Origin of the sequence: Methylomicrobium album BG8 (assembly GCF_000214275.2) — a bacterium.
Taxonomy (GTDB): domain Bacteria; phylum Pseudomonadota; class Gammaproteobacteria; order Methylococcales; family Methylomonadaceae; genus Methylomicrobium; species Methylomicrobium agile.
The window spans coordinates 718,968-739,883 of sequence record NZ_CM001475.1 but is presented as its reverse complement, the minus strand read 5'-3'; the positions used below and the strand labels follow the sequence as shown (position 1 = coordinate 739,883).

Below are 20,916 nucleotides of genomic sequence, written 5' to 3'. Positions count from 1 at the left end.
GGGCTTTTTCTAAAGCTCGTTATTGTCTTAAACCAAATAGCAAGGCTCTGGCTTCATTACGCGCTTCCGATGTTTCAGCTTCCTCGCCCCACACTTCAAGAAGGTCGAGAATAATACCGTCGTTGCCTTCGCGATTTTCATCAAGATAAGCACGAGCTACGGGCACATCGCCTTCCCGGTATTTAAGCAACATGCCGTGTAGGACGTCCCAATCTGATTGAGGTTTAGCGACGCGGCGAGCGCTGCGCTCTTCTGGTTTTGCCAAGCGCAACTTTGAGCCGCTTTTCACGAGCGGCGCCGCGTAGCCTTTATCTTCTGCGGTTTGACTGGAAACTGCTTTTCGACCACCTACATCGGTATTGATGCCTACCATGCGCCCTTCTATGGCGTAACCACCGGTGCGAGTTTCAAGGCTGATGTTGAGAGATCGTGATAGGTTCAATACCTCAGAAAATGCCACTTCATTGTGCCCCCAGATACCGTATATCGTCAGCGCTATACCGGTTTCAGTATCCAAATCATCAACTGAAATGCGACCGTTGGTTATTTCAGTAATTTGCTGTGCAGCCACGACTTGGCTTGCTTCATTCATAGCACGAATAGGTGAAACTTCCTCATCTCCATCCATTACCGGCCAGTTTTCGCTTAATACCTGCAAAGCCCGACCATAGCAGGCAATCATTTGGTCAACCGCATTGAGTTTTAGAGGCCTAAATTCATCAAGCCCTGCCTTAACAGCATCGCGAATTTGGAGCTGAACGCCGGTACCGCCAAAAGCGGACCAAAATGCGGGCTGCGCGTTTTCGCTAGTCCGTTTTCTGCAAGTAATAAAGATAGTGCTCGAGGCAGACGCCATATTCATCTGATGCGTCGAGTAGCTGCTTTCGGATTCGACCGGGAAGCAGGAGGTAATTTTCCAGCCGGCCTCAATTAGTGATCTCGTTAAGGTTTCCCAGGCATCCTGTGCCTTATGGGTAAACATTAATGTCATTAGTCCATCGTTCTTAACCAGGCGGCGGGATTCTTCGAAAATTTCACGCATTAATTTCTCGTATTCCGCTTTGGCAGAATTTGCGGAACCATCTCTACTTGGATTTGCAACCGCTTCCTCGCGTTTATTGGTTAAGCGCGGCCATGAAATTTCAGGGTAGAGGTCTTTTAGTGTACGTTTTTGCCATACATAAAAGTAATCAGATAATTCCGAATACTGAACATTGTCATAATAAGGTGGGTCCATACAAACCAAATCAACTGAACTGTCTGTCATTTCAGAAATATGAACTGCAGAACCATTCAATACCTTAATCGGAACACCATGATAACCCCCAGGAAAAGCAGGCTCTACCAATTGTTGAATTCCGCTGTAACCGTCTAAAATCTGCGAGAGCCCCCATTTAAGACCGGAGTATGGGCCTGAGAAGACCATTTCCCCATACGTCCACTTCAGGGAAAAATCATGTCTGCCAAATGTGCCTTTAACTACACCTCGCGTGAATTCCCAGCGGGTTTGTCTACTGTTGTAATCTAGGTTTTTATCTATTGCAAATTGTAGGTAGGTCACCACCGCACGCCCTCGCTCCTCTCCCATCTCGGCCAAAATTTGCGGCTTTAATTGATTCAGCGATTCCATCGCAGTTAAATGTCCTAGTAATTGCCGATCATTGAAAAACTTGTACCATTGTTCCATGCCGTAGATAACTGGGCGCATGTCATTGCCATCAGGAAACTTTTCAGTGGGAATCAAGCCTTGGTTATCGAAATGCCCCCATTGTGCATGCAATTCAACTGATGCTGCTGCAATGGCTTCCATATCAGTCTGATTGGATGGTCTGAAGAACCGGATTTTCTCAGTCTTAATTTCGCCAGCACGTGATCCCGAAGAAAAGTATTGCGGATTGCCGTGTTTATCGAGACTGGGTTGATGGCGGATCGCAACAACAGCGTAAAGTTCGTCTTGCCACGGTCCGTGGAGGGACTCACCGCGAGCCTGTGCTTTGATTTCATCGCTATCGATTGCCTGTTTGCAATGTACGCATTGTCCGATGCCACGTTTTACCGTTCCCAATTCAGGGTCTTCGCCGTTAGGACCTTTTCCGTTTTTGGCCTGATAGGTTTCAAACCGGTAATCGGCCTTTGCACCCGTGCCGTTCGTAACGACTCTTACTCCCCATGGATCGCCAGCCTCTTTGGATAACCAGCATGTGTTCAGTAATGGGGTTTTGGCATGGCAGCTCGGACAGGTGATTTGCCGACAGTAGAGAAGCCCGTTTTGATCATGTTCCGGAACATTAAAAACATCAAAAAGTTGTGGACACTTTTCCAAATGCTTCTTTAAACGGTTTTGTTCATATTCTGGCAATGGGGAAAACGGGGTGAAAGCCTTCATTTTGGCTTCAACTCGATCAATCATTTTTACTCCCCAGCTTTCAATATCCTTGTAAAGCGATTCACCAAATCGGGCTGGGAAGTCAAGAGTTGCGTAGAGGATAGTAGTTGCAACCGGATTTAGCTCGTTGGCGATCACATTATGGCCCAGCCGAAGTGCCTCAAAAGGTATCGAACCTCCGCCGGCAGTGGGGTCCAAAACTGTAAGTCCTGAAAATTTTGGAGCGTGGTCATTTTGATAAGCACGGCCGTATCCATAAAGGTCCTCGGCATCCCACTTAATGAAATTGCCAAGTGCTGCCCTGACTTCAGCTAATTTTGCAAATTCAATCCGCTCGTTCGTATGGGCCGGATCACCCATAACACGCTGAACCGTCAGGCTTTCACCTTCATAGATTTGTCTTAGTGCTTGAGACTCCTTTTCCCAACGCAGTAAAACTGGATGATTGGCAAGCTCGATGGAATAAGCCTTTAGTTTGGCGATCCTTTCCTTGTTTGTTGCTCTTCGCAATTGCTCTTTGTCAAAAGCGCGTATAACGACAGAATCAACTGAAAGGATTTCGATGCCACCTCGCTTTTCAAGCCGTTCTTCCAGCTTACCGGTAAGTACCCATTCACCGCCTGGCAGTGCGATCACTTTTTTCTCGATGCCAAGTTCTTTTACAAATTCGCTGGCATCTGTATGTTCAGGTAACAATGATCCAGCAATAGCGGCGCGACTGGGTGTCAGGGGACGACGCGCCCACCATACGTGCAAAAAATAAAGCGGAGGTAGGGCTGAACTGGCCCCACGTTCACGTTGCGTTTCAGCACCTACCTGATGGCAAGGAAAACCTGCCTCAATCAATCGTCTATCGGCCATTTTTCTACCTTAATTTGTTCAGCAGACGCTCAATGCCCGCATCGTTATTAGTCGTTCCACACAACATAGTTCGCAGGCCCGCCTCGGCCCAGCGGTTCGCATCCGCGCCGTAGTGGGTGGTTCTACCTAACCAGTAAGCAGCTTCTTCCCGGCTGAAACGTTGCACACGCCTAGCCAGCAATTCCAGACGATCCGGGTTGTGAAGTCTGGATTGTAGCTTGAAAATTAACGCCAATTTGGCGCCTGCTTCCTCGTCCAAGGGCAGATTATCCCTAAGCTTGAGCCCTTCTTGGCTAATAAAGCGTTGCAGTTCCAGTGGGACGCCGCCTTCGTCGACCACAGATTCAAGAATCGCTTTGATGCGGGGTTGCAGGATTTTAAGATTTTCGCCATATAAGGCACCGCGATCTTGTAGGCAGCCCAGCATTTTTCCTTTAGCGCCGGTTTCTTTATCGACCCTTTCCTTAACGACCAGTACGACGCCAGGATATTCGGCCAGTTCGGTAATGCGTAAAACAAACGGTGCAGTTCGCCACAGGTTTTTCAGGGTTTTGTCATAAGACTCGGAGAGCTTTGTTTTTTTACTCATCAGCTTGTTTCACTAAATTAAAGAATGCGCAGTCGTCGAGCGGGTTCTGAATATCAATCATAGCTTGACTGTCTTCACCGATTGAAGTGAGGTTGGCCAATACCTCAAACAATTCGCTCAATGCCTTCATGTCTTTTGGAGTGGCTTTGATTAAATCGAGGTTTAGCTTGCCACCATCAGGGAGTTCCAGCATAGATAATCGGAGGATATCAGGTTGCGTTGTTGCTCCTCTGCTGTACAGTGAACTGAGCTTACTTAGCTGCTTATGCAGCGTTACGGCAAGTCCGTGTCCTTGTTTGGTAAAACGCGTGTCTTCAGGCTTGATCCATCCCTTTTCCGCCGCTGCTGCCGGCGTGACCAACATATCGTCTTCTTGAGTTTGGTGGAACATAGCGCCGGAGCCATAGATCAGATTTGGGTGTTCTTCGTCACCCGGCTCCCTAACTTCATACGTGAAAATGCGGCCACTTTGTACAATGCTATCTACCGCTTCAAGTACCGTAGCATTCTTCACACTACCATGCTGCTCCTGTACTTTTTCAATGACATCGCTCACTTTGCTGCAGGTTTCTTGAGCCATGACCTGCTCAACCCATTGCTTAACCTGATCAACAGCGGGCTCGGCCTCCGGATTCCAACCGCGTTGCTTGGCTCCCGGTTCTGAAACCAGTTTCCAACCACTTTCAGCCAGATTTAAATCGACCGGTATACCTCCAGTTTCTCGGCTATAGAAATGTTCTGGCTTTGTTGATTCTGTTGATTCCAATCGGTAAAGACACCATTGCCCTTTTTCCACGCCACTACGAATGATTTGTTCAAGTACGCGCGGGTTTTCGAGGATAGGCCAACGGCGATTTTGATTAAACTGGTTTTTAATCTGTTCCACCGAGGGCGTTTGACCAATATTGTCAAAAATCAGCTTTCCTAGTTGCAGCAACATTCCCTGAGTGCTTGCCGCATCCGTGGTAATAAGCTCTCCCTCGTCGATCAGAACCCGACGAATTTCTTCATCAACGGAAGCACCGCCTTCGCCGCCTGCTTGTTTGATACTTTTTTGAGACACTTGACCAGAAGCACCTGAAAAAAGGATAGTGTCATACGCTTGAGCCACTGACGTTAGCAAAGCCTGCTCTCGTTCCCTTAGCTTGGCGGTAAACCCACTATCTTGCAGTTTAGTTGCCGACATGCCGTAATCTTCTGGTTTATTTTGCAGACGACGCATGGCAATCACGGTTCTAGCCAAATCATTTAAACGATCTTTGCGATACATTGACTTCTTGACGCGATCTTCGCTCCAAGTATCGCCGGCAATGTGTACGGTTTCAGGTACCAACATGAAAACATTGTTTTGTTCAAGTCGAGGCTGACCATTGCCTGACGTTGTGATCATTTCGCTCGGATCGATTTTATTAGCATCCAGGCGTATGATCGCCAAGACCGGTCGTCCAGAACGATCGGGTATATTATCCGGCGCTGATACATCTTGTGCGACTTGGAAGGTTGGGCTGTTATGGCTGACGACTTTACGCGCAACAATGGTTAATTGTTCGCTCACATCGTCTGGATTCAGGCCTTGCTTGATCGTTGAAACGATACGTGCTTCAGTTGGATCTGTATGAGCGTAGTAACGGCCATCTCTTGTGCGCAGATAATAAGCTTCATTGGCGATTGCCTTTAAAGCTGTTTCTACTTGTGACGGCGGCACATTGGGCATGGCAACTTCAAGCAATGCATCAGCGAATGTTATACCGAAAACATTTGATGACAATCCTTCGCCCCGGCCAACAAGACTGTGCAAGAAGACGGCTTTCCAAGTCCATTCGAATAATGGTAAGCCTTGTGGGTGCGGATTAGAACGATCCAGCTTTTGCGCAACAGATATGCCCATTTCAAGATTGTTGGAGTCAGCACCTCCGACATCGGCATTGAGAACGGTGATAAGATCATTAGCTCCGGTTCGCCCAATCAACTCGTCTGCCAGATCAGGATTAGCCATATTCAGGTGGTTGGTATGAATCAGCTGAATATCCATACGTTGTTGCCAGATCGTCCGTATGGCCATAGCAAGTACGCGCAATACGCCGCGAGTACCCTGAAAACTTTCAGATGCTGCCAATTTATTGGTCAAATAGGCAATGAAGCTTGGGTGAAAAGGGTAATTTGCAGCGATTGATTTTTGGTAATCGTCGCGAGTGGCTGAATCGGGTAATTGTGCGCCACTTCGCTTGTACATTTCCATGTAAGCAGCCGCAGTTTCTTCTGCTTCTAGTTCATTGATTGATGTGAACAAGCGACGCGCTAATACGCGAGAAATTTCAGTTGGCCTGACCGGTACCGTTGTTGTGGCATCGCGTTTAACCACGCTCATAATGCTTTGACTGGCACGCTGTGCAAGAGCAGCTGCTTCTTCTTCATCGACGTTACGTCCGAGGGTTGAAGACAAGATACCTTGCAACATGCCGGTTTGACCTTGGAAAGCATCGCTTTGGCTGGCCAAAGTCATTACCACGCTGATACCATGATGAGTTCTGGCATATCCAAGTAGAGCCATTAGAAATGCGCTAATTTGTTCGCCCCCCCCAATGTGGGATGCTTCGTAGCGGGTTGCGTACTGGGCAAGCTCATCGAGCATAATAAGGACTTTGCGACCATCGAACATGCGCTCAAGAAAGTATTGACCGGGGAATGCATTGGACGTGGCCTCTTTCAAGTAATCCTTATAAAAGCTTTCACCTCCCAGTTTAATCGCCATCTCGCCCCAAAGGGTATAGGCCAGGATCTTGTCACCGCTTGGCGCAATGACCGGCATTTCATCACAAGCGATTGCAACTACATCAATGCTGCCAGCCGGTTGTAGAATGCTTCTGTCTACTACATCCGCAGCAGCCGCAGCAATATCTGTACCTCGGTGACCTAGGTGGGTTAATGCAATTAACGTGTGAGTTTTACCACCACCAAAGGCCGTTTCCAAACGATGAATGGCTGGTTTACTACTATCGCCATTCAATCTGCCCATCACATCGCGAACTACCCGACGCAAACCTTCTGTTGGGAAAGTAGCTTCACGAAAGAAGGCTTCAGCATCAGTGTAAATTGAATCTATCGCGCTTCCTTGTCCAGAATATGCAGACGCTACCTGACTGATGGAGGCCGTGAAGATTTCAGGGTTAAACGAACCTTCTATAATGTCTTTACGTGGCTCACATGTTCTTAAAATTGACTGCACATTTGACTCCATTAATAGGGTATTTAAAACTTGGTGTCCTAAAGCAATGCTACAACACTAAGAAATTTCTGTTTTTTTTCAGGGTCGTTCTTTCTAACACTCAATTGGCACCAATCATGAATCCTTGGATTTCTGTCCAATGAACATGGATTACTTCGGAAAGACATGTTTAGCGATTTGGATTTCGATGTCGGCGGCTGAGGTAAAGCAGTGGTCAAATTGGCTTTCCTTCGCGTTTTTGGCATTGGGAACGATCCACGCTATGGCATCCTTACTGGGTTAGGGTGCTGTTGATTGATGTTTAATTTTAGTAGAGCTTCCGTGAACCATTTTTATACTTCCCTAATTAAGTTCGAAAGTCTCTGGCCATTGTCTCGCCTCATGAAAAACCGCCAAGATCTGAATTTGGTTATCTTTCACGCGATAAGGCAGAATATACGTGGTTCCTGCAATCACTAATTCCCGCGTTCCGTCGACGCGCCCCATTCGGCCCATGTGGGGATTGTCTTGCAGTAAAACTGCGCGTTCTTGGATTATGGACAGTAATTTGCTCGCAGCCTTGGGGCTGTCCTCAGCTATGTACTCAAAGATTTGGCGTAAATCCTGGCGTGCCGGTTCGGTCCAGACGACTTTCACAGGTTGCCTTTGGCTTTGCTCGCGATCAAGTCCTCCATTTCACGCATGACATCATCATGCGCGACTAATTCGCCACGATCTGCAGCGGCAATGCCTTGGGTGATTTTCTCAATCTGCCAGGCGTGGTGCTCCAGGTACTCTTTGAGTGCCTGGTTGACTAAATAATTACGCGATCTGTCCAATGAGTCGGCCAAATGATCCAGTTGGTGGACGAGCTCTGATTCAGCTCTGACAGTAAATGCTTCTGTAGCCATGAGCAATTCTCCGGTTCTTTGTGGTTCGTTTGCAATCATAGCGCATCCTTTATATATTCTCTAGCTGGATTGATACCCTTTTTCCTCTTGGCGTCGCACAGCTTAAACCTATCTAACTTCATAACCGGCGCCGATCCGCTTCGGAGAAGACTGCCTGCGTTTACGCGCTTTTTGAACACAGGGGTAGAGCAAGCAGTCGTTTCACCAGCCGCCGTTTGGACCTGTCGATTGTCGACTGCTCGCCTAAAACTTTAGAGCACTTCCTAAAAATCAGCCATTCAACGGGGCCCCAAAGCAGTATCGATACCGAAATCATGGAGTTTAGCCTCTAGCAAATCGCGTGTTGAAGACGTACAGTTTGTTACTATGCCATCAATTACGTTATCCCAACAAAAAGGAACTGCTATGTGACCGTCTCCTTTGATTTTTACATTGTTTTTAACCCACTCTTGGTTTCTTTCCAGTCTGTACACAAGTCTGACTTCTTCTTCTGCCGAAGCATCGTCCGGCAATTTCAATACGGAAAGCACAATGCGCTGCCCGAGACTATCTAGGTATTTCGTGAAATCCTGATCTTCGTAAAAGGTGTCGAACTCTGCCTCAGTTACGTACTCGATCTTACCGATGAAGTGCTGCAGCATGAAATAAGGATTTCGTAAATCCATCACTCCTTCAAGAAGTTTCTTCGGTGTTGATTGAATACGTATTGATTCACGACCATAAGAATAATAGGACCACATCTCGGGCGTTGCACTAGGGAAGAGAGACCAACAAACGCCGAAAAGATCTTCTATGAGTGGCTCCAGCGATAATTCGCATCCAGTAACCTCCTCAGGGAATCTCTTTTCGAGCAGAGGGTTTTCGGCCGGGTCCCCCCAGATCATGGGGCCTATTCTTGTATGCGTCAGACATTTATTCTCAATATCATCCAGAAGATCATCAATTACAGCGATACGGAAAATCGGGGTGTCAAGGGCAATGTCAAAGGCATTCTGCTCAATATAAAGCGGTTTCCTGAGGCTCATTGAGTCGCCGCGCAGATCGGCAGCCATGACTTTTGAGATAGCTTCTAAGTTTCTTTCTGGTCTCATAGAGTTATGGTAAAGGATTCCTCATGCTGATTTTGCCACAGATAGGTCTTTTGGCCGGCAGATCTTTGCCGCATGTTAGTTTTGCTCTGCCGTACAACATCTTTTCCCAACATTGAAAACAGGGGAAATTTTTCCCGGGAGCAAAGGCCGAACCTGTGCGCTAAATCATGCAGGGAAGGCACTTCAACCGAAAACTTCGCCTTAAAAGATTTCTGTATGCCCAACGTCAGCTGGTGACACGACCGCTTGCTCCCCCCTTGATGTAGAGAAACAGGGTTGGGCACTTTTGCCTCTTTAGCCTTCGAAAGGTTTGGATACCCTTACAAGCTGCTTATCCAGCCGCTCATTGATCAATGCGAAGAGAGCTTCGAACTTCTCAAGGCTCTGTTCCGGTAATACATTCTCTGGCTCTGACGCCATCTTCTTGAGAAACAAGCGCGTTGGCCGAGTTTTGTGGAATGGAATCCCGAGTTCGCTTAGGCCAGATTCAATACGTTTAGCAAGCCGTGGAATGTTCGCATTGAGTTGCAACGTCTTGCCGTTTAGCTCGGTGCGGTAGCTCTCTTGTACGAGGGACTCGTAAACCGCAGTGTCCATCAAGTCTTCGATGTCGGCCTCCTTTGGTGGGGAAACGAACGCCTCCGAAACGAAAACGACGTTTTGGTCGCGGATGAGCTTCGCCTTCAACAGTTCCTCTTTGGTTGTCTTAGAATCACGCTCGGTGTCTAGAAGAACAAGCACATTGAGGGACTCAGACGTTAGCAGTGCGACCATGTAGGAAACCTTCTGAGCGCCTCCGGCGGGAGTCAATGTGAGTTCTGGGTGGAGTGTCGTCCTGCCCTTCTCTGACAGATAGGCGCTGACCGCGCTCAAGATCCAGAAGTCGGTGACACCTTCGACGACGAGATTGTTGTGGCCGATAAAAAGGCTTTGAGCCAGATCGTAACCGAGTGCCGCTTGGAGCGGAAATAATGTTCTAGCGTCTCCCGCCGGATCGTTCGTTACAGTAGTCCCCGTGTCTTCCGCAATATTGACCGTGCGCACTGAATCGAGTGCATGTGTAGGCACCATGAACGGGGAGTGGGTAGTGTAGATGATCTGATTAGAGAAGTCGTCTTCGAAATGCCGCAGCAGGTCAGACTGGGATCTTGCGTGCAGATACAGTCCGGGCTCATCCAGCAGGAGCACGGCGTTTTCGGCTCTGCCTCCGTCCGTATCGGCCGAGAACGTGATGTAGAAAGCAAAGAACCATTGGAAACCGCGGCTTCTTTCGTTGAGATTAACCTCAACGTCGTAGGTACTAGTCGGGTCAGAGATAATTGTTTCGAGGTGTTGGGCATCTAGATTAAACCGAATTTTGAGCGGACGATCCTTCCATAAGCGCTTTATCTCAGCAGTGACGACCGCACTGGCGCGGTTTGCAAGTTGATTTCGAGTCTCGTGATCGTTTTGACTGAGGTGCTCTTGCAGTCTTTCCGGATTCAGCCCTGCGACCTTACAGAGTTTCTCAAAGTTCTTATCTGCCTCGTTTTTCTGATTTTGCGATTTTCGTTGAAGGAAGGTGGAAATGTCTTGGTATCCTTTAAGTTCTGGATATTCTTCCAAATAGATAAATTTGGGAATGGAGCTGATGACCCAGCTCTTGGCATTTTGCAGAGCATCTTTGTCTGACGCGATGCTATTGGCTAGATCTTCGAGCTCAGAGAGCATCTCCTCCTGCTTATCAGTCAACTCAGCATCTACCCCAGCCAGAGCGGTTCGCAGAGACTTGGCTGCTACCGCGGCCTGAGTAGCCCAAGTCTCACACACTGTTGTAACAGATGCCGCCGCTTCAAAAGCATCAGCTGCTGTATCCAAACTGGTATTCTCATGCTTCTGGGCTGCGGCGCGAACCGCTGCTGCCACCTTTTTCACCTTGTTCTTGATCAAGGCATCGTCGAAATGTATTGACTTAAGTTCAGGGAAACTTACTGTTCTATTTATTCCGTAGCTTCGGTCGATAATGACTTTAAATATCTCTGTCGCCCGAGGAAGCTTCTCAAGTAAAGTCTCTTTATCATCATCGTCTAATATCCAAGTCGTGGACAAGACCGGGGTATCCTCCTTGCACTCTTCTAAACGCCTGTGTCGAGGAAAGTCCTTTATGGGCTTCAGCGGTTCAAACCCATCGATTGGATTAAGGCTATGCAGCGCCCGCAACAGATTTGACTTACCGCTTTCGTTTCGACCCAAGAGGGATGTGATACGAGAGACGGCAATCTCTCCGCTATCATTGATTGAGCGATAGTTCCATACTCGAAATGATTCTAGCCGCATGATGCCCCCTTTGTTAATTTAAATGATAATAACTATGGGCAATTCAGCAGAAAACAAGAGCCTGTAGTCGAGCTCTATACGGCATACAAATTAAGTATTGCTCCAATTAAAATCTTGAATGGCTGTTTTCTAGAAAGACAGTAATTGGAAGTCTATGATAGCCGTCGGCTTTTGGTTGGTCTTTGACCTCTGATAAACGGCCGTTTTTGAGATTGTTTAGCTAACAAAGGCCAATTGTATAGAGATCTTCATTAATTTCTATGAAATCAACTATTATCAACTCTTTAAACTCCGTATCGCTTTTAATTACCGCCCACAGGAACATTGATATGAACAAATCCGAACTCATCGATGCCATCGCCAACCACGCCAACCTGACCAAAGCCGACGCAGGCCGGGCGCTGGAAGGTTTAACCAAAACCATCGAATCTGTCTTGAAAACCGGTGACTCGATTGCATTGGTCGGCTTTGGCTCTTTTGAAGTTAAAGAAAGAGCGGAACGCACTGGCCGTAATCCGCAAACCGGCGCTGCCATTACGATTGCCGCTGCAAAAACCCCTTCCTTCAAACCCGGCAAAGGATTGAAAGACGCGGTCAACGCTTGATCGTCTCGGGGCCGGTTACTGCGGCCCCATGCCCCAGCCTTCCAGTTCCGATTGCCGTTTGACCGTGGGAACATCCAGCTCGGTCATGCGGCCCTGGGTGCGGGTCAAGGTGTCTTGCCGGTTGCCGGTGGCGGCGCCATACCGTTGCGGATTGAGTCGGCTGCCCGTGCCGGTCAATTGGTCGAGATTGAGCATTGAAGCGGCATTTTCCGCCGTCGGTAAATGGTGGGTTTGCGCCAGGAGTCCCAGCCATTCGTCCAGATTGACCTGGTTCCAATCGACTTTATCCAGATCCTCGACTTTGATGCCGGTACACTCGGGCGCTTCAGCGGTACCAAAGCCCATACCCAGTTGCGGTTTGATTTGTTCGTTCAGGATCCTTGCCAGCGGCGTGTTGTAGCAGCAGTAGCTTTCCTTACGGATCAAACAGAGCCCGGTAATCGGGTCCTTGCTGTCGCAGTAGGTACCCAAGTCCTTACAGACTTTCAACTGTTTCTTTGCCGCCAGCTCGTATTCCGGAATCTCGCACGACCAGACGATCTGGATGATCATGATCGCGATCATGACCGCGGTATAGGCGGCCATCAGCGTGCTTAACATCGTCCCTGCAAATGCCGCTCCGCCACCCAGTTGAACGCCGCCCGATTGTGCGGCCGGCGTCAGATTGCCCAAGGAATCAAACGCCACTTGCCCACCGGCACTGAACAGCGCATTGCCGGCCGCTTCACCAAAGGTGCTGCCGATCCATTCCGCCACTGTTTTCATCAATTCGCCTTTCAATGAATCCAGCAAACCCTGCGAAGCAATATCGGTGGTGCTGAGCATGTCGGTGCCGACCAGATCATTGACGGTCGAGGCGAAATCCGCCTGGAAACTGTTCCAGGCATCCCCTGCCACGGAAAAGGGCGTCCGCAGGGTTTCCCAAACCCCTCTGACCGCAGAGGTAGCATCCATGCGCATCACCGCATTGTCCAGTTGACTGGTGGCCAGGATCAAATCGATATATTGACTCAGCCCCATGCTGCCGGCGGGCGTTTTGCAACAATCGACCAGTGTCACCACGCCGCCGACCATTTTGCAGCTGGCATCTTCGCCTTTGAATACCTCGCAGGAACTGGGATCTTTTTGCTGTAGCTCGGCATTGGCATAGTCGCAACTCAAATCCATCGCCATTTGCTGGGCCGTATTGAGCAACGCCAGCGCCTGGGTAAAATCCTGACTTTGCGTCCGGTTCACGGTCATGCAATCTTCACCCATGCAACGGATCGGACCCGAGCATTGCTGTTGTGTGCGGCTTTGAATGCCGGGAATGCCGGCCTGCTGGCCGCAGTCATAGGTATCCACGCTATCCCAGCAGGTCCCCGAAGCCAGGGTATCCAGGCATTGGCTTTTGATGAAGGCGCAGCCCTGGTTTTCCAGATCAGCGCACGCCGTGCTCGGCGTGCCCGCGTCGGGCGGTGACAGACAATGGGTGCCCGCCGAATCCGTCCAGCATTGTCCGGTGCTGTTCAGATCGCACTGTCCGGCCGCGGTGATGCTCATGCAGGTATTGCGAATCCCTGCGGACTCGGCCACCGGCGCCTTGGCCAGATCGGACTCGCAAATCATCACTTGCGAGACCGGATCGACATAACATCCGGATGCATTGGCCGGATCGTTGGTACAGATGAGCTGGCTGCCCGCCTGGCAAATGCCATCGGTAATGGCGCTGGCCAGATTCTGGCAGTTCGGACCGCTCCAGCTCCACTCGTCCTGGGTCATCAGTTTCGACAAGTCATAACGAAGGCGGATGCGCGAGTAGCCTTCGCCATTGCCGCCGACCATCGTATCCTGCCGAAAGACCTTGTTGCCGGTACTGTTAAACGCATACGAGACATCCTTGTTGGGATGATCGACCCAGCTGTTGCTGAGTTCACAAGAACCTCCCCAGCCGGTAGAACCGGTATAAATCAGGCTGCCGCCATAGTAAACCCGGGCATGATCGTCGAACTCGACATCCTCCAAAGTAGCGCTGACAATCGCCTCGGGATGCAGCACATTATAAGTGACCTGCCAGCTGAATACGGCGCAGCCGGCCGACCAGTAATTATCGCCGACCACACCGACATACAAATCCATACAGCCCGGCCCGCAACTGGACAATCCGCCATTGCCCGAAACGTAGCTGAGCAGCGGTTCGACTTTCACCTCATGCGTCGCAGTACAGTTTTGCGGCACGGCCGGCTGCCTTAAACACAACTGATAGTCGGGAATGTGAACCGGCTGCGTGGCCGTAGTTTGGGTCGTGGTGATCGTGCAGTCCGAAAACGACGCTGCCCACGGCGTAAAATCGGCAAACACCTGATCGCCGGCCTTCCAGAGCGGGTCGTTTTGTAAGTCCGGATGCGATTGATGTGCATTGTTGACGAGGGTGCGATAGGCTTCGCCGGTGGCGCTGGGTTCTCCGTTCAAAATCGTTTGGGCATTGAGACCGGCGGCGATCGTGCCGGGGTTATTGCCATACAGACTGGTGAGGTTGGCCGCGACACTGTTAGCATTGTTTGCATCCGGAAACAGGGTACTGACATTAATCGAGCTTTCTTGCGTCGTGCCCGGATTCAGCGTCATCGTGCCGCCGCCGGCATCGACTGGAAACTGAAAGGCCCCCAAAATTTGCTGCCCGGTTTGCTGCCCTTCGCTGCCTGCGGCCTGCATGGGATCCGCCCAGGCCACAGCGAACGGCGTCCAGGCCATGGTGACGCTCAGCGTCATGGCGAGCGAGCGCGTCAACCGGAGATGACGATCAAAAAACGCTCCCAAACCCATCTAAAGTCCCACGCAGCAGTCCTGCCAGCGCCACAGGATATATAGATGATCCTCCCCGGGCCCGGGAAAGGTGCGCCCTGCTCCCCAGGTGAAGGTGGTTTCGCCAATCGCATGATTGGATTCGGTTTCCGCGACCGGATAAAACATGCTCAGCCGGTATTGGGATTTCGGAATGAAGGGATAAATCAGCCCGCCGCACAAGGCGTCGTTCCCCGAGGTCTTCCAGGCCAAGCCCCGGCGATGCAAGGCGGCCGTCGCCCGGGTGGCCAGTAAACTGGAAATTCTGGGATCGGTACCGTAGCTGGTCGGTGAAATCCCGGACAAGGGATACATGTGCCCCCAGGCGCCGGCACACCAGAACAAGGCATCAAGTGGATTGCCGGTCGCTGCGGCGGCCGCATCGGCGACACAGGCGGCAATGGCCGCCGGATTGGCAAACAGCGCCGTTTCGGGACTGGTGAAAAACGCCAGCAGGTCGCTGTTCCAGGTGGGGTCGAGTTCCGAGACATACAGCAGATCGAAATCCCGGTAGCCGTCGGCGTTACAACGATCGTCCCAGAATAGATCGAGCAGAATGGTGAGCGGAAACGCGAAGTAGTGGTAATTGAAAAACGCCATCTCGCTGGCATCGAAATCGGCCTTGCCGGTGGTCGCGATCAGACGCACTTTCGAGGCGCTGAACGTGTGCCCGCCCAAGGCCGGCGAGCACCAGGGATTTCTGACCACTTCGATCAGCCGGGCCGGATTCCATAGCCCGACGGTCATGCCCAATTGCGGCACCCCCAAAGGATCGGTGCAGAAGCAGAACTTCTGATCGGTCGCGATACTCGGCACATTGCCGCCACCCAGCGACGCACCGGCCGCACGAATCGGAAACAAGCAGCTCCAGCAAATATCGGTGATCAGTTTGCCGGACCACAGCTCGGCATCGGCGCAGAGCGGATCCACCGCTTTGCTCGTCGTCTCGGCATGGCTGGCGACCGCCAGGCTCAAAAGCAGCCCAAACAGCCATGCTGGAGCCGGCCATTTCATGATCGCGCTCCTCCCGCCGGTTTTATGACTCTGCGTTCCCGGACGACGATCCGGTTGCCGGCCTGTTCGACCACTGCCGGCACCTGCTGCAACTGAAAACGCTGACGCACATCCGGCGTCAACAAATACACCGGCGCATCGAGCGTTGTTTCCAGACTTTTTAAGCCTTCCCAGCCATCCTCTCGAGACAGCTGCGTTGCAAGATACAGGATTCGTGCGTTCTGGTCCCGACAGGACAACTGCCTGATGGTATCGAGCTGGGCTGGTTGGGTGGCATCGAAGACGATCAGACACAGCCCAAACGCCATCTGGTCCAGGGGATTGACGGTGTGCCCGGCACGAATGATCAGATTGCCGTTGGGGGCGATCAGATCCCGCGGCGCGGTGACGGTCAGATCAATGGTTCGATCCCGATCTTCCCGAGACGCCGGCAACACTTCGAATTGGCGTTTTTGCCAAAACCGGGCCATAGCCTGCTGTTTTAGCCGCGGCCCATCCAGCGTAGCGAGTCGGCTTTTGATGGCTTCGAGCAAATCGATTTCGGCAATGTCATACACCTCACCGAAGCGTCCCAGATCGCCCTGGCGTCCGGTATTCTGACGCGATTTGACCCAATCGAGGCTAGTCACGCCCTTGACCCGAAGCAGCGCCCTGCCCTGCGCCTCGACGACGATTTCGGGGACGGTGGTCACTTTCCATTTCTGAAAGCGCGTCGGATCGATCACGATATTCGGTACCGGATCGATGTCCTTCAACAGCGCTTTCAAATCGGCGAAAAAACCCGGCAGCTTTTGCCCGGGCTTGGGTCCTCGGAAGACCAGTAAGACATCCTCCTGCCCCGAGGCTTCCTCAAAGATGCCCTTGAGCACCGCGTCTCCCAACGAGAACGAGACGAACATTACGCGTACCGGTTTGCCTTGTGGCTGGGTTGCCAGCCCATCGGGCATCGCAGCCAGGGCCTTGAATTTTGAGGCGTTGACGAGTTCCAATGCTTGCAGGTTAGCTTCAGCCTGATGGGTATTGCTGTTCAGCCAGGCTGGCCGCGGCTGTCCTTCCAGACGTTCGAGAATGTGTTGCGACCGGGCCAGCCAGTCCTCTTCGGCCTGCGCGAGACTCTGAATCAACAAAGTCGCCAGCATAGTGAATCCGCTCATCCAGCGCACCGAACGTGGTTGCCGCGCGTGCTTAAAAGATCGCATAAGCCCGCCCAATCACCTGGTGGTCATAGACATATCCCCAGTAACGCGAATCGAAACTTTTCGGCGTTAAACCCGTAACCCAATACGCGGCCGTCGGGATGGTTTCGTCGCGTTTGAAGATGGACGGCGGTTTTCTGAGTTTCTCGGCCAGCGGCAGCCCCTCAATAATGACGGCGCCATTAATTCGGGTTTGACGGCTATCGACCTGGACATGGTCGCCAGTAACACCGACGGCGATCTTGACGATGATCTGGCCATCCTTGAAATACGGCTTCATGCGTTCCGCCCGAAAGGCGATCAAATCACCGCGCCAAATATCCTTGTTGTAGGTATCGATGAGATAAATGCGCTTGTCCGGCAAACAGCGGTCGACCTGATCATCGCCGCCGATCAAAAACCGCTGGCCGATGTAATGCTCCAGGGCCAACAGCAGGAACAGAAGCGGCAAGGCTTTCAGCAGAAACAGCCCGAGCGGAACTTTGGGCCGAAGGTTTCGAAGCATCGACGTTGGTCTCATGGCTTCACTGCCCTTCCGGCCTGACATAGGTATCGTCCGGTGCCGCGACCACGGCCGTCGAATCGAGCACCAGGTAACCCGCCTTACTCAACTTGGTGGCCAGACGCTGCCAGTCTTCGACGGTGCGGGCCATTTGCTCCGGGGTGGCATTCGGCGGAATCGCCTGGATCAAGCGGGCACGATCCAGCACAAAAACCGGGGTGATCAGGTTCAATCGTTGCAAGGGTTCTTTCAGCATCTGATAAGCCGCGATCGTGCCGCCCATGAGACCCAAAACCAAAGCCATGAGGCCGATACCCAGCCACTGCGCTTTAGCGGCCATGGTAGACCTCCTTCTCTTTGGATTTACGGCTGCTTTGCAGTTGCTGGATGGCATCGCCCAGGCTCAAGCCCTGGCGGCGCAGTTGTTTCAGCGCCTGCACATCTTCCGGCTTGGTGGAAAACAAAAGCCGTTTGAAGGGGTCGACGATCAGCCGGCCGATTCCCGAGCCCATCTCGGTCAGGAAAAAGATTTCGGAATACGCGCCCGGCAAGGTATGGACGGTCTTGAGCAATTCGTAACCGCCGTCCGACAACGGCAGCCGCCGGTCCTGCTTCATGCCTTCGATGACTTCGGCTTTCTGACCCAACAGATACATATTCGCCGAGTTCTCGACGATGGCCCGGCCGGCGGCATTGCGGTAGAGGTCGTTGACCGACTGGGTGATGGTGACCGCGGCGCCGCCGTACTTCCGAAAGCGCCGATAGCCGTGCTCCATGAATTTGGCGACATCGCCCTCGGTGAGCAGATCCCAGGCTTCATCGATAATCACGATCTTGGGACGGTTGCGTTCACCGAGATACATTTCCTGCTGGATTTGATAAATCAGTTGCAGTAACACGACCTGCTGCAGATGTTTCCGGCCTTTCAGCTCCTCCAGCTCCAGCACCGTGAAATCGTTGCTGAAGCGGGCGTTGTTGCGGCCGTTGAAGTAACGACCATATTCGCCGCGGCTCGTGAACGGAAACAACTGCTCGCCGACATCTCTGTGGCGTTGATCGTCTTCCCGGCAGAGGATGGCCGCGATGTCGTCGACCGACATCGCCTGGGCTTTCTCGGTCCAGAGGTTTTTCAGAACACGCTTCAGGCCCGCCGTTTGAAAATCGCTGAGCTTTTCCGTGGGCGCGGCCATTTGACTGACCAGTCCGGCCAGCATGTCGGCCTCCTCTTCAAAGTTCTGCACGATTTCGAAAGGATTCATGCAAATCCCCGAGCCGTGGGTAAATTTGACGAAATCGCCTTCCAGCACTTCGCAGAGGTTCTCATAGGAGCGGCCGACATCGATCGTCCAGATTTGCGCCCCTTCGGTCAGGTAGCTGACGATGATTTCATTGGTCAGAAACGATTTGCCCTTGCCGGATTCGGCGGCGATGCAGAGATTGTAGTTGCCGGTGGTGTCGAACAACGACACCGCCATGTGTTCGCCATTGCGCGAGACAAAATTCAACGTCGGCGTGCCGGTGCCGGCCCAATCGCCGAACAGCGGCAGCAACGGAATCGCATGCCGGGTGGCCAGAGTACGGTAGCGTTTGAGATCGGGTATCGCCGCCCGTTCGGCCCCGAACGGCAGGCAATTGAGAAAGAACGGCAGACAAAAATACTTGTCTTCCAACAGCTGAAAACCCAGTTCCCGGAAATACACGCGGGCATTCGAAATCGCCGCGGATTCCTCGCCATCATCGCAGAACAACACCAGGCCGAAATAGCTCCGGATCGGCCGGTCACCGTCGCCATAGGCATCGAACAGCACATCGAAGTTATGCTTGCGCTGGATCAGCGCCGGCAGAAAACGGGCGATCGGCGTATTGACCTGATTGGTGATGAACTGCCTGACGCCTTCCTGGCGGGCACGGGTGGACTCGGCATCCGGGTAATGCAGCGTCAGGCTGATGAGCGCATTTTGGCGAATGCCGCGCGTGCCGGACAGAATGTCGCCGAGATAGCTTTTGGCGCTGCCGAAATAGAAATGATCGGGCGTGCGCTTGGCGGACAAAGTTTTGACCCGCTTGGGGCCCAGCCAAACGCCCTTCTCGTCGGTCTCCAGCGCATTGTCATAATCCAGCAACTGGTCGCGGATCAGTTGCGTCGGGTCGCATTCAGGAACGACGCGGTCTTTCCAGCCGGCATCATCATTCCAATTGAGGACCGTATTCAGCACCCGCACATAGTGATCCGCGTCGAGCACGTCAGGATTGAGCCCGATGGTGGTCAAGGATTGTTGGGTCGCCCGCTGCAATTCCGCGGCCCTGACTAATTCATTCTCGCTGGGCCGGGGATTAACGATGGGCAGCTTGACGGTCACGATCACCTGGCTGCGGCGCAGGTGCGCCCCGGAAACCGATTCCGGCGCTTTACCGGTTCCCTGCCGTAAAAAATCGATGCTGGCTTGCGTCATCGCTTTATAGATCGTCTTTTGCTGTTTGAGGCGACGGGTCTGCATGATGGCCAACGATTCCTCAATATCCGGGGAGGTCCAGAGACTCACCTGCAGCAAGGTCTCGGTCGGCCAGTCCTGATTCAACAGCACATTGACCCGGGCCGAAACGCTCGGATCGGCGCCGGTCAGCGGCCGGCAAATAAAGCCAAAACCGATGCTCGCGTCCGCCAGCAGAAAAAGCTGGTGATCGGGATCATACGCCAAGGCCGAAAACAGGGAATCGGCCGGATGAATGCGGGAGGGTTTCATGAGGCATCCTGCAGCGAAGGGTTAGCTTCAGCCTCCTGCGATGTCGTCTCTAACAAGCGTATCGTGTAAGGCTGGCGACTGAGTCGCAGAGCGCGCCCTTTGCGGATGAGTTCACGGGCGCGCGCCGGATGACAGGAATTGAGCACCCGCCCATCGCTCGCCACGACATGCACCCGCACCACGTTGGAAACCCGAGTTGAAATTCGACAGTTGCCCGCCGCCCTCTCGGAATGGAAGTGGCTTCCGGTGATCTCGTTCATGTCGAACTCACAGCGTGGCGGTGACGATATTGGTAATGATCGTCGGGGCGGCAAACAAGCCGACGCCACTGGCAATACCCAATACGAAACCCATAATGCTGCCGCGCACCACGCCGGCAACCAGGCCCACGATCACAAACACGATGGCGATGATGCGGCCGAGCAGCCCTTCCACCCAGCCGGTGAGCAACGTCCAGACATTGTTGAATTCGGTACCACCGGCTCCGGCCAGCGCATCGGGCGCCAGCATGACCAGCAATAGGGATGCCAGGACCACCGACGCGCCCGTTTGACGTGACAATCTCATAAAAAACGACCTCATGGGGAAATGAAAAGACGGTTGCCCGTCCTGCCTCGGACCCAATGTCCGGCTCGCCCAAGCGGTTGCCCGCGGCTTCTCGCCCATCCCGGTG

At 52.2% G+C, this 20,916-nt stretch carries 16 protein-coding genes; 1 reads left to right on the top strand and 15 read right to left on the bottom strand.

All coding sequences use genetic code 11. From position 1 onward, the window contains the following. Positions 1–19: 19 nt before the first annotated feature. The 7 genes from METAL_RS03095 to METAL_RS03065 form a co-directional block, all read right to left on the bottom strand. Complete coding sequence (locus METAL_RS03095) at positions 20–3,247, bottom strand: DUF1156 domain-containing protein (RefSeq protein WP_005369526.1); 3,228 nt, start codon at positions 3,245–3,247, stop codon at positions 20–22. A gap of 4 nt (positions 3,248–3,251) precedes the next feature. Further along, positions 3,252–3,836: a DUF7680 family protein gene (locus METAL_RS03090; RefSeq protein WP_005369524.1), complete on the bottom strand. Its 585-nt coding sequence runs from the start codon at positions 3,834–3,836 to the stop codon at positions 3,252–3,254. Further along, the gene (locus tag METAL_RS03085) at positions 3,829–7,062 is read right to left on the bottom strand and encodes an ATP-binding protein (RefSeq protein WP_005369522.1); all 3,234 of its coding nucleotides are present in this window, start codon (positions 7,060–7,062) and stop codon (positions 3,829–3,831) included. The genes METAL_RS03090 and METAL_RS03085 overlap by 8 nt, the downstream gene beginning before the upstream one ends. Before the next feature lie 342 nt (positions 7,063–7,404). Next, on the bottom strand, positions 7,405–7,698 hold the full coding sequence (locus tag METAL_RS03080; protein ID WP_005369520.1) for a type II toxin-antitoxin system RelE/ParE family toxin: 294 nt from the start codon (positions 7,696–7,698) through the stop codon (positions 7,405–7,407). Further along, the gene (locus METAL_RS03075) at positions 7,695–7,991 is read right to left on the bottom strand and encodes a CopG family ribbon-helix-helix protein (protein WP_245549460.1); all 297 of its coding nucleotides are present in this window, start codon (positions 7,989–7,991) and stop codon (positions 7,695–7,697) included. The genes METAL_RS03080 and METAL_RS03075 overlap by 4 nt, the downstream gene beginning before the upstream one ends. Positions 7,992–8,230: 239 nt before the next feature. Continuing rightward, positions 8,231–9,043, bottom strand: a complete 813-nt coding sequence (locus tag METAL_RS03070; RefSeq protein ID WP_005369516.1) for a hypothetical protein — start codon at positions 9,041–9,043, stop codon at positions 8,231–8,233. 294 nt (positions 9,044–9,337) lie between these two features. Beyond that, positions 9,338–11,359: an AAA family ATPase gene (locus METAL_RS03065; protein ID WP_005369514.1), complete on the bottom strand. Its 2,022-nt coding sequence runs from the start codon at positions 11,357–11,359 to the stop codon at positions 9,338–9,340. A 329-nt stretch (positions 11,360–11,688) separates the two neighbouring features. Here METAL_RS03065 and METAL_RS03060 point away from each other — a divergent pair, with 329 nt between their 5' ends. Then, complete coding sequence (locus METAL_RS03060; protein WP_005369513.1) at positions 11,689–11,964, top strand: HU family DNA-binding protein; 276 nt, start codon at positions 11,689–11,691, stop codon at positions 11,962–11,964. A 15-nt stretch (positions 11,965–11,979) separates the two neighbouring features. Here the strand turns inward: METAL_RS03060 and traN are convergent, their stop codons facing one another. The 8 genes from traN to traA are packed head-to-tail and all read right to left on the bottom strand — an operon-like array spanning position 11,980 to position 20,810. Continuing rightward, positions 11,980–14,733, bottom strand: a complete 2,754-nt coding sequence (gene traN / locus METAL_RS03055; RefSeq protein WP_245549459.1) for a conjugal transfer mating pair stabilization protein TraN — start codon at positions 14,731–14,733, stop codon at positions 11,980–11,982. A 36-nt stretch (positions 14,734–14,769) separates the two neighbouring features. Then, positions 14,770–15,801 (bottom strand): TraU family protein, encoded by a 1,032-nt coding sequence (locus METAL_RS03050; protein ID WP_005369511.1) that lies wholly within the window; start codon positions 15,799–15,801, stop codon positions 14,770–14,772. Next, the gene (locus METAL_RS03045) at positions 15,798–16,955 is read right to left on the bottom strand and encodes a TrbC family F-type conjugative pilus assembly protein (protein WP_245549458.1); all 1,158 of its coding nucleotides are present in this window, start codon (positions 16,953–16,955) and stop codon (positions 15,798–15,800) included. The genes METAL_RS03050 and METAL_RS03045 overlap by 4 nt, the downstream gene beginning before the upstream one ends. A 31-nt stretch (positions 16,956–16,986) precedes the next feature. Continuing rightward, positions 16,987–17,502: a signal peptidase I gene (gene lepB / locus METAL_RS03040; RefSeq protein ID WP_005369509.1), complete on the bottom strand. Its 516-nt coding sequence runs from the start codon at positions 17,500–17,502 to the stop codon at positions 16,987–16,989. A 19-nt stretch (positions 17,503–17,521) separates the two neighbouring features. Continuing rightward, positions 17,522–17,839, bottom strand: a complete 318-nt coding sequence (locus tag METAL_RS03035) for a hypothetical protein (RefSeq protein WP_005369508.1) — start codon at positions 17,837–17,839, stop codon at positions 17,522–17,524. Then, positions 17,829–20,243, bottom strand: coding sequence for a type IV secretion system protein TraC (traC, locus tag METAL_RS03030; RefSeq protein WP_005369507.1), 2,415 nt, complete (start codon positions 20,241–20,243; stop codon positions 17,829–17,831). Before traC ends, METAL_RS03035 begins: the two co-directional genes overlap by 11 nt. Next, a complete protein-coding gene (locus tag METAL_RS20380) occupies positions 20,240–20,503 on the bottom strand; it encodes an RRXRR domain-containing protein (protein ID WP_005369506.1) in 264 nt (87 codons plus the stop codon). Before METAL_RS20380 ends, traC begins: the two co-directional genes overlap by 4 nt. A 7-nt stretch (positions 20,504–20,510) precedes the next feature. Beyond that, positions 20,511–20,810 (bottom strand): TraA family conjugative transfer protein, encoded by a 300-nt coding sequence (gene traA / locus METAL_RS03025; protein WP_005369504.1) that lies wholly within the window; start codon positions 20,808–20,810, stop codon positions 20,511–20,513. Positions 20,811–20,916: the final 106 nt, after the last annotated feature.